This window comes from Klebsiella michiganensis, assembly GCF_015139575.1.
Taxonomy (GTDB): domain Bacteria; phylum Pseudomonadota; class Gammaproteobacteria; order Enterobacterales; family Enterobacteriaceae; genus Klebsiella; species Klebsiella michiganensis.
This window is the reverse complement of record NZ_AP022547.1, coordinates 3,082,233-3,095,769: the sequence shown is the minus strand read 5'-3', so window position 1 is coordinate 3,095,769 and position 13,537 is coordinate 3,082,233. Positions and strand designations below refer to the sequence as shown.

The following is a 13,537-nucleotide window of genomic DNA, read 5'->3' as shown; positions in this document are numbered from 1 at the left end:
CGGCAACCACTCTGGCAATGCCAATGCATCTGGCAAAATGGCACTGATAATGAGATGAGCGGGTCGCCGATCACAATTCCATAAATCTTGCTCGTGGCGGCCGGTTAAATGCATTATCTTGCCCCTGCGCCGTATGCCGTTTTGGACCCGATCGATGATGCTAACCGTTGAGTATTATTTCACCCATCCGCAGGATAAGCTGGGAATGTACGCCAGCGATCCGGAAGATAATAGCCATGAACATAGTCACGAGTTTGCTGAACTGGTGATCGTTGAAGAAGGACACGGCTTACACGTTATTAATGGCCGGCCATTATATATACAGCAGGGCGACGTTTTTTACGTTCAGCCGGGCGATGTTCACTATTATGATGAGCTGGGAACGCTTAAGTTAATTAACGTATTAATTAACCCACTGGTAGAATTTCATTATTTACAGCCTCTCGACACCTTATTGCAGACGTTCTCCGCACGAAAGGCTTCCTGCTACGGCTGGCTGGCGCCGGATACCCGCCATATCTGCAAGGAACTGGTAGATAAAATATTTTCTGCCGAGCTGCGGCGGGGGCAAAATATTGCCCTGCGCGAAGCCGCCTTTTTCCAGCTGGTGACGACGATTCTGCATGCGGAAACCGAAGCCGAATATAGCACCACCAAATATAAGCTGCATAAATTGCTGACCTGGCTACAGGAGCACTGTTTTGAAGAACATAACTGGCCGCAGCTGGCGGAGAAATTCCACCTGACCACGCGGACCGCTTTTCGCCATATTAAAGAGGCGACGGGATTGACGCCGGATAATTATTTAAAGCGTCTGCGCTTAGTTTCGGCGCGCGTCAAATTACGCGAGACCGATATGACGATTACCGAAGTGGCTTATTTATGCGGTTTTGCCAACAGCAACCACTTTACCACCTTATATAAAAAGGTCTTTGGCCTGACGCCCAGCGAAGACCGGCGGCGTTTGCTGCGCTAGCTCACCTCCCGGAGGCGATGCTGCGCATCTGTCCGGGCTACGCGCCCTCAGCGGTCTGCGGTCCGGTAGCCCGGGCAAGGCGCTGTGCGCCGCCCCCGGGAGAGACGCGCAGGGTGGTGAAGAATTGCCCCGGAGGCGAGCGGGGGCTATTCTTCCGGGGTATTGGCGCGGACGTGGCGGCCGCTGGCAACAAAGTTGCCGGTGCCGAGATGATGGAGGGTATTGATCTTATCGTCGTCGAACTGCCAGCGTCCGCTGACGAACGCGCGCTCATCGGCGGCGGCGGAAACCACTTCGCCAAACAGCGTATCGTACTGCTCCTGAGCCGCCGTTGCCGGCAGCAGTCGGCACTCCATCCATGCAAGACACTTCTCTTCAATCAGCGGCAAGCCCAGCTCCGGACCTTGCACGACCGGGATGCCGTAAGCGTTAAATTTATCCTCATCGCGTCCGCTGATGCTGCCGACCGCGTAGGTCCAACTGGCGGCCTCGACGCCGGGAACGACGATGCCAAATGCGCCGTTGCGCTCAATAATTTCCCGCGTCCAGGCGCTTTTATCTACCACGATGGCCAGCCTCGGCGGAGCGAACTCCACTGGCATCGACCAAGCGGCGGCCATGACGTTACGGCGTTGAGAGTGGGCGTCATAGCTGGTTATCAAAATTGTTGGGCCATGGTTGAGCAGGCGACTGGCGTACTGAAGTTCCACGTGGCGAAAACGGCTCATATGCGTTCCTTGGTAAATGGGTCTGATGCCAGACAACACGTTAATCCGCAATGAAAATGTAATCAATACGTCATCGAGGGTCCCTATAGTCGGCGTCACTAAGTCCCAAAGAGGATAACAATATGTTAGCTCCCCTGAATTTGTCTCAGGTGAGCGCGCGCCGGCGGATGTTGACCGCGGGCAGAGCCTCGCTTTCCCGACGGGAGGGCGATAATGCGCGCGCTTACCAGCATTAAACTCGACGGCGTTTCTTTCGCCTTCGGCGCCCACACCGTGCTTAATCAGATTGATCTGCATATCGATGCGGGCAGCATTGTTGCGCTGCTGGGGCCTTCTGGCTGCGGTAAAAGCACGCTGCTGCGCCTGCTCGCCGGATTAACCGTACCCGCCAGCGGCAGCATTCACTTTGGCGATCGCCTGGTGGCGAAAACCGGCTGGGGCTTGCCGCCGGAGCAGCGCGATCTCGGCATGGTCTTTCAGGATTACGCTCTGTGGCCGCACATGACGGCGGCGCAGAACGTGGCTTTCCCGCTGCGTATGCGCGGCGTCGGGCGTCAGCAGCGACAGCAACGGGTCGAGGAGGCGCTGGCGATGGTCGGTCTCAGCGGCTTCGCCGACCGCAAACCGTCGGGTCTTTCCGGCGGTCAGCAGCAGCGCGTTGCGCTGGCCCGCGCCATCGTCGCAGAACCGCGCGTGCTGCTGTTCGATGAGCCGCTCTCCAATCTCGACAGCGAGCTGCGCGAGTCGCTGTGCCTCGAAATGAGCCGCCTGCTGCGCCAGCTGGGCATCACTGCTGTCTACGTCACCCACGACCGTCGCGAAGCCGAACTGCTGGCCGACAAAATTATTCATTTATCTGCGGGCTGCATTGCCGCCGTCCGCGACGTGACTTCAACCTCAGGGGAATCCGTATGAAAACCGTTATCACCGTTACCAAAGGAGCCGCGCTCGCGATGATGTTGTCCGCCACCACGATCTCCAGCGCCCAGGCGCTCACCGTCTACACCGCCGGGCCGGGCTCGCTGGCGAAAAACCTTGCCAGCGGCTATGAGAAGAAAACCGGCGTTAAGGTGAATATTTTCCAGGCCACCACCGGTAAGGTGATGGCGCGTCTCGAGGCCGAGCAGGCTAACCCGCAGGCGGATGTGCTGATTTCCGCCTCGTGGGATACGGCGGAAGATTTGCATCACCGCGGCTGGCTGCTGCCGTATCAGAGCGCCAATGCCGATAAGGTCCCGGCGAACCTGAAATCCACCGATTACGTTGCTCAGGGTATTTCGGCCCTGGGGATCGTCTGGAATACCAAAAGCGGCACCCCGGAGCCGAAAGAGTGGCGCGACCTGACCGAAGCGGCGTTCAAAGACAAAGTGACGACGCCGGACCCGGCACTTTCCGGCGCGTCGCTGGATTTGCTGATCGGGTTACAGAATGGCATGGGCGATAAAGCCTGGGCGCTGTTTGATGCGTTAAAGAAGAATGACATGGTGGTCAGCGGGCCGAACGCCCAGGCGGTAACGCCGGTGATGCAGGGGGCGAAAGCGGCGGTATTCGGCGCGGTTGATTATGTCTCTTACGGCAATATCCATCAGGGCGAATCGCTAAAGGTGATTTTCCCGGCCAGCGGCACGGTCATTGCACCGCGGCCGATGATGATCCTCAAAACCAGCCAGCATGCTGACGACGCAAAAGCCTTCGTTGATTATGTGCTGTCGCCGGAAGGCCAGGCGCTGGTCGCCGACGCCTGGCTTATGCCCGCCCGCAGCGATATTCCGGCGAAGCGCCCGCTGCTCAACGAGCTGAAAATTCTGCCGACCGCAGGCGATGGCAATAGCGAACGTAGCGCGGTGCTTTCCCGCTTTAATACGCTTTTCGCCCAGTAAACCGACTTTTCCCCCGGGCTTCGAAAGTTGGCTCGGGCACATTCCCCGGAGGCGGCGCTGGCGCGCCTGTCCGGGCTACCGGACCGCAGACGGCTGTGACCCCGTAGCCCGGCTAAGCGCAGCGCGAGCCGGGAAGAGGCAACGCCTGGGCATCAGCCCGGGCACATTCCCCGGAGGCGGCGCTGGCGCGCCTGTCCGGGCTACCGGACCGCAGACGGCTGTGACCCCGTAGCCCGGCTAAGCGCAGCGCGAGCCGGGAAGACGCAACGCCAGGGCATCAGCCCGGGCACATTCCCCGGAGGCGGCGCTGACGCGCCTGTCCGGGCTACCGGACCGCAGACGGCTGTGACCTCGTAGCCCGGCTAAGCGTAGCGCGAGCCGGGAAGAGGCAACGCCTGGGCATCAGCCCGGGCACATTCCCCGGAGGCGGCGCTGGCGCGCCTGTCCGGGCTACCGGACCGCAGACGGCTGTGACCCGTAGCCCGGCTAAGCGCAGCGCGAGCCGGGTAAGATCGTATCCAGGAATATACCGTGAAACAGAGACTTATTTCAGCGGGCACGCTGGCGGCGCTGCTGGTGCTGGTGGCGTTGCCGCTGCTGTTTATTGTCCTCCAGGCAATTTTTCCCCACTTTAGCGCCGGTTCGCTGGGCGGCGCGTTTAGCGGTGTATCAACGCTGATTGCCGACCCGCAGCTGCCGACGATGCTCGGCGGTACCCTGTGGGTGGCCTGCGGCGTGGCGCTGATGAGCGTGGTTATCGGTCTACCGCTGGGCGTCTTGCGGGGATTGTTTACTATCCCGCTGCCGCGGCTGTGGGATCTGCTCTTTCTGATCCCGTTTCTGACGCCGCCCTATATTGCCGCGCTGTCGTGGATGCTGATGCTGCAAAGTCATGGCTATCTCCAGCAACTGACCGGCTGGGATCTTAACGATCTGCTTTTTAGCCGCATTGGGATCGTGCTGGTGATGACCCTCAATATCTTTCCGGTGGTCTACTTTGCCGTCTCGCGCAGCCTGTTGGCCAGCGGTCAGCGGCTGGCGATTGTCGCCCGGGTGCACGGCGCCAGCGCCTGGCGAGCGTTCTGGCACATCACGCTGCCGATGCTTTCTCCGGCTCTGGCGGCGGGGATGCTGCTGGCGTTTACCCTGGCCATTGAAGAGTACGGCGTTCCGGCGGCCCTGGGATCGCGGGCAGGGCTGGTCATGCTGACCGTAGGCATTGAGAAAAAGCTCGCCGACTGGCCTGTCGATCTGCCCGGCGCGTCGCTGCTTTCGCTGCTGCTGATCGCGGTGGCGCTGCTGGCCTGGTGGCTGCAAAAACGGCTGACTGGCGATAAAGAGGTCACCAGCGTCACCGGCAAGCCGGGAGAGAATAGCGGGGCGGAGTTGGGCTGGCTGGCGCTTCCGGCGGTGCTAGTGATGGCGGGCGTCGGGGGGCTGGCGGTGGTGATGCCGGGCGCGTCGATGGTGCTGACCAGCCTGATGAGCACGCTGTCGGGCGGTATCCACGCTGACAACGTTACCCTTCGCCATTTTGCCGCGCTGTTTGCTCAGCAGGGCGACGCGCTGTCGGCACTGGCAACCAGCCTTTCGCTGGCGCTGGCTTCGGCTGGGGTTGTTGGGCTGGTGGGGCTGCTCGCCGCCTGGCTGGTTGTGGTGCAAAAAATCAAGGGGAGCGCGATAGTCGATGCCTTATCGCTGCTGCCGGCGGCGCTGCCGGGCGTGGTGGTGGGCGTCGGGTTGATTCTGTTGTGGAATCAGCCGTTCTGGCCGCTTTCCCCCTACAACAGCTGGTTTATGCTGCTGCTCTCCTACAGTTGTCTCCTGCTACCCTGGCCGGTACGCTACGTCGGCAGCGCGCTGCGCCAGCTTGGCAATAATCTTGAGCCTGCGGCAAGGGTACATGGGGCGACGGCCCTACAGGCGCTGCGTCTGATCGTTCTGCCGCTGGTCTTCCCGGCGCTGCTGGCGGCGATGCTGATGGTGTTCGCCGTTGCCTCCCGCGAGCTGGTGACCTCGTTGCTGCTTGCGCCGGCCGGGACGCAAACCGTCTCGGTGTTTATCTGGCGCCAGTTTGAGCAGGGCTCGGCGGGAGAGGGAATGGCAATGGCATCGCTGACGCTCTTTACCGGTCTGGGACTGATGCTCTGCGCGCTGGCGCTGATGCAGCGGGGCACGCGCGGATAAATACGATCGCACAAAATAGCTGGTCAGGCGGGAAAAACAGGCTATAAATGTCGGACACCGATTGCTGGAGGCATTGATGAGTCCCTTTTTAAGCGCCTATTTTTCTCGTCTGGGCTGGACGGGCACCCCGGACGTTTCACTTCACACCCTGCGCGAACTGCATATTCACCATAACGGCGCGATCCCCTTTGAAAATCTGGATGTGCTGCTGCCCAGAGAGATACATCTCGACGATCGCACCCTCGAAGAGAAGCTGATTCACGGTCGTCGCGGCGGCTACTGCTTCGAGCAAAACGGCCTGCTGGAAAGAGCGCTGCGCGAGATCGGCTTTACCGTGCGCAGCCTTCTGGGGCGTGTGGTGCTGGCCAATCCGCCGCATATGCCGCCGCGTACCCATCGGCTGCTGCTGGTGGAGGTGGAGGGGGAACGCTGGATTGCCGACGTTGGTTTCGGCGGCCAGACGCTGACCGCGCCGATTAAGCTGCTGGCGGATATAGAACAATCCACCCCGCACGGCGAATATCGCCTGATTTACGAAGGAGAAGAGTGGGCGTTGCAGTTCAGCCATCACGGTCACTGGCAGTCGATGTACCATTTTGATTTAGGTCGCCAGTACGCTTCCGACTATGTGATGGGCAACTTCTGGTCGGCGCACTGGCCGCAGTCGCACTTCCGCCATCATCTGCTGATGTGCCGCCACTTGCCGGACGGCGGCAAAATGACGCTGACCAATTTCCACTTTACCCATTGGGATAAAAACCACGTCGTCGAAAAGCTCGATTTAGCGGACGTTCCGGCGCTGTATGAGGCGCTGCAAACGCGTTTTGGCCTTGGCGTGGATGATGCCAAATACGGCTTTAGCGAAGCGGAGCTGGCGGCGGTGATGGCGGCGTTTGATACCCATCCCGAGGCCGGAAAATAAATATCGTACAGGAGCCGTTGGCTGGATAGGGGATGACGGTCAAACGGGGATGTTACCCGGCTTGCGCTACGCTTAGCCGGGCTACGGGGCGAGCCTGTCGCCCGGGTTAGGCGTTTTTGCCGCGACCCGGGATGATTGCGGATTTTGTTCAGCGTCTTGAACGTACCACCTGGTAGCGGCGGGTGAAATATTCAAACGGCGCGCTCCAGACGTGAACCAGCCGGGTGAACGGAAACAGCAGGAAAATCGTCATCCCCAGCACCAGATGCACGCGGAAAACAAAGGCCACGCCGCTGAGCATTTCTGACGAGCCACCGCGGAAGGTGACGATGCCCTGCGCCCAGCCCACCAGCTTCATCATTTCACTGCCGTCCGGATACTGCGCCGAGAAAGGGATGGTGCTCAGCCCGAGCAGGCACTGAATCAACAGAATGCTCATGATGATGATATCCGGCGCGGTCGAGGTGGCGCGAACGCGCTGGTTGGTCAGACGACGCCAGAGCAAACCGGCGCCGCCAGTCAGCGTCAGGACGCCGCAGACGCCGCCGAGCACCATCGCCATCTGCTGCTTGACCGCAATGGGTAAAAACCAGGCATACATCCAGTGCGGCGTTAACATGCCGAACAGATGGCCAAAGAAAATGCCGAGTATGCCGATATGGAACAGATTCGACCAGATCACCATCCCGCGTTTATCCAGCATCTGGCTGGAGGAGGCGCGCCAGGTGTACTGGCCGTAGTCATAGCGCAGCCAGCTGCCGAGAAAAAAGACCGTCGCGCAGATGTAGGGGTAGATGTCGTAAAAAAAGACGTTCAGATACTGTATCATTTCGGGCCTCCCGCGCTGACGTCGACGTACTGCGGCGCCACGTCCTGGCTAAAGCGTCGTTGATATTGCTGTAACGGTGAGCTGTCACAGGCCGTAGCGTTGTCTTCGATAAATTTCACCTGTTCTTCTTCCCAGACCGCATCCAGCGCCTGGCGGGTGTCATCGCGGGACTCGTTGTTGACCTGCTGCGTGACACTGTCACTTGATAGCGGGATCCCGCCGAGGCTGAGCAGGGCGTCAAACAGCTGATACCAGGGGACACCGCGCTGCTTCAGCCGCCCGCCCAGCAGCGCCAGAATCGGCGCGACGTTTTGCAGACCTTCGCGCGCTTCGTTTTCCGGTAGGATGCTGAGGTATTCCAGATACAGCGGCAGGTGGTCGGGAAGTTCGCGACAGTTGAGCACCAGGCCCGCCTTTTCATACTGAGCGAGCAGGTCGACCATCGCCTGACCGCGGTCGCGAGACTCGGCGTGCACATGTTCAAACAGCAGCAGCGACGTAGCGCGGCCCCGGTCGAACACTTCGCACCATTCGGCCTGCTTGTCCAGCAGCGGGGCATTCAGCATCTCCGCGGCGAAGTCGTCGAGCACAGGGGCGTCGTGACGCACCATGCTCAGCACCTCGTCCTTGCACTGCCAAAGAAACTCATCCGGATACTCCATCAGCAGGCCGATCGCTTTGAGGATTTGCATTATTCCCCCTCCGCTTTATCGCGTACTTCGGTGATGTTGATGGCGTCAATGCGGCTACTGTTGAACAGGTTGAATTTGGTGTCGGAGCCGTGGCAGCCGTCGCCGAAGGTAAAGCCGCAGCCGTTGCGCTCGGGGAAGGCGTCGCGCGCCATTTCGCGGTGGCTGGTCGGGATCACGAAGCGGTCCTCGTAGTTGGCGATCGCCAGATAACGGTACATCTCCTCGACCTGCTCAACGCTTAAGCCCACTTCCTCGATGGCGCGAGTATCGGTGACGCCTTCCACCGTTTGCGAGCGCATGTAGTGACGCATCGCCATCATGCGCTTCAGCGCGCGCAGTACCGGGCCGGTATCGCCCGCGCTGAGCATATTGGCGAGATACTGCACCGGAATGCGCAGGCTTTCGATGGCCGGAAGCACGCCGTCGCTTTTCGGCAGACCGCCGGCGTCGGCGTAGGACTGAATCGGCGACAGCGGCGGCACGTACCAGACCATTGGCAGGGTGCGGTATTCCGGATGCAGCGGCAGCGCCAGCTTCCAGTCCATCGCCATTTTGTACACCGGCGAGCGCTGGGCGGCATCAATCACGTTTTGTGGAATCCCCTGTTTCAGCGCTTCTTCAATCACCGCCGGGTCGTGGGGGTTGAGGAACACCTCGCACTGCCGCTCGTAGAGGTCGGTTTCGCGCTCGGTGCTGGCGGCCTCTTCAATGCGGTCGGCGTCGTACAACAGCACGCCGAGGTAGCGGATACGTCCCACGCAGGTTTCTGAACAGACGGTGGGCTGTCCGGACTCTATACGCGGGTAGCAGAAGATGCACTTCTCCGATTTGCCGCTTTTCCAGTTGAAGTAGATTTTCTTGTACGGGCAGCCGCTGATGCACAGACGCCAGCCGCGGCATTTGTCCTGGTCGATCAGCACGATGCCGTCTTCTTCACGCTTGTAGATGGCGCCGCTGGGGCAGGTGGCGACGCAGCTCGGGTTCAGACAGTGCTCGCACAGGCGCGGCAGATACATCATGAAGGTATTTTCAAACTGGCCGTACATCTCCTTCTGAATCTTGTCGAAGTTTCGGTCGCGGGCGCGCTTTTCAAACTCGCCGCCGAGCAGCTCTTCCCAGTTGGGGCCCCAGATGATTTTATCCATCCGCTTGCCGTCGATAAGCGAACGCGGACGGGCGGTGGGCAGGTGTTTTCCCTCCGGCGCGTTGTGCAGATGCTGGTAATCAAAGGTAAAGGGTTCATAGTAGTCGTCGATCTGCGGTATCACCGGATTGGCGAAAATTTTGGTGATGACGCCCATTTTGCCGCCCAGACGCGGGCGTATTTTGCCATTAACATCGCGCACCCAGCCGCCTTCCCACACCTCCTGATCTTCCCAGTTTTTCGGATAGCCGATGCCCGGTTTGGTTTCGACGTTGTTAAACCAGGCGTACTCCATCCCTTCGCGTCCGGTCCAGACGTTTTTACAGGTGACGGAGCAGGTGTGGCAGCCGATGCATTTATCGAGATTGAGAACCATACCGACCTGTGAACGTATTTTCATTTTTTCGCCTCCTGTACCCCATCGCGACCTTCGTCATCCAGCCAGTCAATATTTTTCATTTTGCGGATCATGATGAACTCGTCGCGGTTGGAGCCGACGGTGCCGTAGTAGTTGAAACCGTAAGCCAGCTGGGCGTAGCCGCCAATCATATGGGTCGGTTTCGGGCACACGCGGGTGACCGAGTTATGGATCCCGCCGCGCCGTCCGGTGACTTCCGAGCCCGGAATATTCATCAGGCGCTCCTGCGCGTGGTACATCATGGTCATCCCCGGCGGTACGCGCTGGCTGACCACCGCGCGGGCGGTGAGCGCGCCGTTGGCGTTGAAGGCCTCGATCCAGTCGTTATCTTCAATACCCAGCTCGCGAGCGTCGGTTTCGCTGATCCACACGATCGGCCCGCCGCGCGACAGGGTCAGCATCAGCAGGTTTTCGCTGTAGGTGGAGTGGATGCCCCATTTCTGGTGCGGCGTCAGAAAGTTGAGTGCTTTTTCCGGGAAGCCGTTAGGCGGAATCGCTTTCATCTGGCTGACGCTGCGGGTGTCAATGGGCGGACGATAAACCACCAGGCTTTCGCCAAAGGCGCGCATCCAGGGGTGATCCTGATATAGCTGCTGGCGGCCGGAGAGGGTGCGCCAGGGGATCAGCTCGTGGACGTTGGTATAGCCGGCGTTGTAGGAAACATGCTCGCTCTCGAGGCCGGACCAGGTCGGGCTGGAGATAATTTTGCGCGGCTGGGCCTGAATATCGCGGAAGCGAATTTTTTCATCCTCTTTATTCAGCGCCAGGTGCGTATGCTCGCGGCCGGTAAACTCGCCGAGCGCTTGCCAGGCTTTGACCGCCACCTGGCCGTTGGTTTCCGGGGCGAGGGCGAGGATCACTTCCGAGGCGTCAATGGCGCTGTCGATGCGCGGGCGACCTTTGGCCGGGCCGTCCAGCTTGACGTAGTTAAGCTTGCCGAGGAAGTCGACCTCGTTCTGGGTGTTCCAGGTGATGCCTTTACCGCCGTTGCCCAGTTTGTCGAGCAGCGGCCCGAGGGAGGTAAAGCGCTCATACGTCGCCGGATAATCGCGCTCAACGACGGCAATCGACGGCGCGGTTTTACCCGGCGTCAGCTCGCATTCTCCTTTCCGCCAGTCCAGCACGTCGAAGGGCTGCGACAGCTCCGCCGGGGAGTCGTGCTGCAGCGGCACCAGCACAACGTCGGTCTCTTTATCGAGGTGGCCGACGCAGACCTCGGAGAAGGTTTTGGCGATATCTTTGTAAATTTCCCAGTCGCTTTTCGCCTCCCAAGCCGGGTCAACGGCGGCGGAGAGCGGGTGGATAAACGGATGCATATCCGAGGTGTTCATATCGTCTTTTTCATACCAGGTGGCGGTCGGCAGAACGATATCGGAGAACAGGCAGGTACTGGACATGCGGAAATCGAGCGTCACCAGCAGGTCGAGCTTGCCTTCGATGGCCGCGGTCTGCCACTCCACCTCTTCGGGCTTCACGTCATCGCTGGCGCCCAGCTCATCGCCCTGAATACCGCTGTCGGTGCCCAGCAGATATTTGAGCATATACTCGTGGCCCTTGCCGGAAGAGCCCAGCAGGTTGGAGCGCCAGATAAACAGATTACGCGGATGATTTTTGCCGTTATCCGGCTGTTCGCAGGCGAAGCGGATCTCGCCGGACTTCAGCGCCCGGGCGGTGTAGTCGGCTGGGGTCAGTCCGGCCGCGGCGGCCTGCGCCTTGATGGTCAGCGGGTTGACGCCCAGCTGCGGCGCGGAGGGCAGCCAGCCCATGCGCTCGGCGCGAACGTTAAAGTCGATCAGATGGCCGCTGAATTGGCTGGCATCGGCCAGCGGCGACAGCAGCTCCCGGGCGGTCAGCTTTTCATAGCGCCACTGGCTGGCGTGATTGTAAAAAAAGGAGGTGCTGTTCATCTGGCGCGGCGGACGATTCCAGTCAAGGGCGAACGCCAGCGGCAGCCAGCCGGTTTGCGGACGCAGCTTCTCCTGACCGACATAGTGCGACCAGCCGCCTCCGCTCTGGCCGACGCAGCCGCAAAACACCAGCATATTGATCATCCCCCGGTAGTTCATATCCATGTGATACCAGTGGTTGACGCCGGCGCCGAGGATAATCATCGACCGTCCGTGGGTTTTATGCGCGGTATCGGCAAATTCACGGGCGATCTGCTCGATGTGCTGGCGCGGGACGCCGGTAATCTGTTCGGCCCACGCCGGGGTATAGGCTTTCATCTCGCCGAAGTCCTGCGCGGCGTTGGGATCGTCTAAACCGCGATCGAGTCCGTAGTTGGCGAGAATCAGATCGTAGACGCTAACCACCAGGCCGGATTCACCGTTGGCCAGCGGGAGCTGCTTAACCGGCAGCTGATGCAGCGTCACCGGATCCTGCTTGATGCTGCGAAAGTGCGGGTTTTCGTTGCCGCCGAAGTAGGGAAAGCCCACCGTCACCACGTCGTCACGGCTATCCAGCAGCGATAGTCTGAGTTCAATGGCTTGCCCGGCGGCCTGCTGTTCAAGGTTCCATTTGCCTTTCTCTCCCCAGCGGAAGCCAATCGAACCGTTGGGCGCCACCAGTTCACCAGCGCTGTTATAGGCGACAGTTTTCCACTCCGGGTTATTGCTTTCGCCCAGCCCGTCAACCAGATCGGCGGCGCGGACCATCCTGCCAGGAACGTAGAAACCCTCCTCGCGACGCTCAAGCATCACCAGCATCGGCATATCGGTGTAGGTCCGGCAGTAGTTGAGGAAATAATCGCTCGGGTTATCAAGGTGAAACGTTTTGAGGATCACGTGGCCCATCGCCATGGCCAGCGCGCTGTCGGTACCCTGTTTCGGCGCCAGCCACTGGTCGCTGAGCTTGGCTACCTCCGAAAAGTCCGGGGTAATCGCGATGGTTTTGGTGCCCTTGTAGCGCACTTCCGTAAAGAAGTGGGCGTCCGGGGTTCGGGTCTGCGGGACGTTGGAGCCCCAGGCGATAATATAGCTGGAGTTGTACCAGTCGGCGGACTCGGGAACGTCGGTCTGCTCGCCCCAGGTCATTGGCGAGGCGGGGGGAAGGTCGCAGTACCAGTCGTAGAAGCTCAGGCAGGTGCCGCCGAGCAGCGACAGATACCGGGTGCCGGCGGCGTAAGAGACCATCGACATCGCCGGGATCGGCGAAAAGCCCGCCACGCGGTCCGGGCCGTAGTTTTTGATGGTCCAGACGTTGGCGGCGGCAATCAGCTGGTTCAGCTCCTTCCAGCTTGAACGGATAAACCCGCCTTTGCCACGTACCTGCTTGTAGCTGAGGGTTTTGACCGGGTCCTGCATGATGCTGTCCCACGCCTGCACCGGGTCCGGGTGCTGAGCCAGCGCTTCGCGCCATAGGGCAATCAGCCGCTTGCGCGCCAGCGGATACTTCAGGCGGTTAGCGCTGTAGAGGTACCAGGAGTAGCTTGCGCCGCGCGGGCAGCCGCGGGGTTCGTGGTTGGGCAGGTCCGGGCGGGTGCGGGGGTAGTCCGTTTGCTGAGTTTCCCAGGTGACCAGCCCGTTTTTGACGTAAATTTTCCAGCTGCAGGAGCCTGTGCAGTTCACGCCGTGCGTTGAGCGGACGATTTTGTCGAACTGCCAGCGCTGACGGTAGCTGTCTTCCCAGTCGCGGTTGGTGTTGTACACCTGACCGTGGCCGTTGGCAAAGCTCTCGCCTTTCTGTTTAAAGTAGCGAAAGCGATCCAGTAGTTTACTCATGACCTTCCTCCTGCTCCGATAATGTCCGGCCTGAAAAGACCG

10 protein-coding genes are annotated in these 13,537 nt (G+C 60.2%); 5 read left to right on the top strand and 5 right to left on the bottom strand.

Annotated elements, in window-relative coordinates; genetic code table 11:
* Window positions 1-154 precede the first annotated feature (154 nt).
* Window positions 155-976: a helix-turn-helix domain-containing protein gene (locus JLG71_RS14560; RefSeq protein ID WP_014229266.1), complete on the top strand. Its 822-nt coding sequence runs from the start codon at window positions 155-157 to the stop codon at window positions 974-976.
* Window positions 977-1,122: 146 nt separating this feature from the next.
* Here the strand turns inward: JLG71_RS14560 and JLG71_RS14555 are convergent, their stop codons facing one another.
* Entirely contained in the window at window positions 1,123-1,704 is a 582-nt protein-coding gene (locus JLG71_RS14555) for a flavin reductase family protein (protein ID WP_004850682.1), read from the bottom strand.
* 210 nt (window positions 1,705-1,914) lie between these two features.
* Between JLG71_RS14555 and JLG71_RS14550 the strand changes: the two genes are divergently transcribed.
* The 4 genes from JLG71_RS14550 to nhoA all read left to right on the top strand — a co-directional run bounded on the left by JLG71_RS14550 (window position 1,915) and on the right by nhoA (window position 6,693).
* Window positions 1,915-2,619, top strand: coding sequence for an ABC transporter ATP-binding protein (locus tag JLG71_RS14550; RefSeq protein WP_025107867.1), 705 nt, complete (start codon window positions 1,915-1,917; stop codon window positions 2,617-2,619).
* Complete coding sequence (locus JLG71_RS14545; RefSeq protein ID WP_200913541.1) at window positions 2,616-3,584, top strand: ABC transporter substrate-binding protein; 969 nt, start codon at window positions 2,616-2,618, stop codon at window positions 3,582-3,584. Before JLG71_RS14550 ends, JLG71_RS14545 begins: the two co-directional genes overlap by 4 nt.
* Window positions 3,585-4,115: 531 nt before the next feature.
* Complete coding sequence (locus JLG71_RS14540; RefSeq protein WP_200913540.1) at window positions 4,116-5,771, top strand: ABC transporter permease; 1,656 nt, start codon at window positions 4,116-4,118, stop codon at window positions 5,769-5,771.
* A 76-nt stretch (window positions 5,772-5,847) separates the two neighbouring features.
* Entirely contained in the window at window positions 5,848-6,693 is an 846-nt protein-coding gene (gene nhoA, locus JLG71_RS14535) for an N-hydroxyarylamine O-acetyltransferase (protein ID WP_014229271.1), read from the top strand.
* A gap of 148 nt (window positions 6,694-6,841) precedes the next feature.
* Here the strand turns inward: nhoA and narI are convergent, their stop codons facing one another.
* The 4 genes from narI to JLG71_RS14515 are packed head-to-tail and all read right to left on the bottom strand — an operon-like array spanning window position 6,842 to window position 13,495.
* Complete coding sequence (gene narI / locus JLG71_RS14530; protein WP_048263014.1) at window positions 6,842-7,522, bottom strand: respiratory nitrate reductase subunit gamma; 681 nt, start codon at window positions 7,520-7,522, stop codon at window positions 6,842-6,844.
* Entirely contained in the window at window positions 7,519-8,214 is a 696-nt protein-coding gene (gene narW, locus JLG71_RS14525) for a nitrate reductase molybdenum cofactor assembly chaperone (protein ID WP_004850696.1), read from the bottom strand. The genes narI and narW overlap by 4 nt, the downstream gene beginning before the upstream one ends.
* On the bottom strand, window positions 8,214-9,758 hold the full coding sequence (narH, locus tag JLG71_RS14520; protein WP_004101903.1) for a nitrate reductase subunit beta: 1,545 nt from the start codon (window positions 9,756-9,758) through the stop codon (window positions 8,214-8,216). The genes narW and narH overlap by 1 nt, the downstream gene beginning before the upstream one ends.
* On the bottom strand, window positions 9,755-13,495 hold the full coding sequence (locus JLG71_RS14515) for a nitrate reductase subunit alpha (protein WP_200913539.1): 3,741 nt from the start codon (window positions 13,493-13,495) through the stop codon (window positions 9,755-9,757). The genes narH and JLG71_RS14515 overlap by 4 nt, the downstream gene beginning before the upstream one ends.
* Between the last annotated feature and the right edge of the window lie 42 nt (window positions 13,496-13,537).

Coding starts and splice junctions, on each gene's coding strand:
- JLG71_RS14560 (WP_014229266.1), top strand. CDS start 155: ATGATGCTAACCGTTGAGTATTATTTCACCCATCCGCAGGATAAGCTG.
- JLG71_RS14555 (WP_004850682.1), bottom strand. CDS start 1,704: ATGAGCCGTTTTCGCCACGTGGAACTTCAGTACGCCAGTCGCCTGCTC.
- JLG71_RS14545 (WP_200913541.1), top strand. CDS start 2,616: ATGAAAACCGTTATCACCGTTACCAAAGGAGCCGCGCTCGCGATGATG.
- nhoA (WP_014229271.1), top strand. CDS start 5,848: ATGAGTCCCTTTTTAAGCGCCTATTTTTCTCGTCTGGGCTGGACGGGC.
- narI (WP_048263014.1), bottom strand. CDS start 7,522: ATGATACAGTATCTGAACGTCTTTTTTTACGACATCTACCCCTACATC.
- narW (WP_004850696.1), bottom strand. CDS start 8,214: ATGCAAATCCTCAAAGCGATCGGCCTGCTGATGGAGTATCCGGATGAG.
- narH (WP_004101903.1), bottom strand. CDS start 9,758: ATGAAAATACGTTCACAGGTCGGTATGGTTCTCAATCTCGATAAATGC.
- JLG71_RS14515 (WP_200913539.1), bottom strand. CDS start 13,495: ATGAGTAAACTACTGGATCGCTTTCGCTACTTTAAACAGAAAGGCGAG.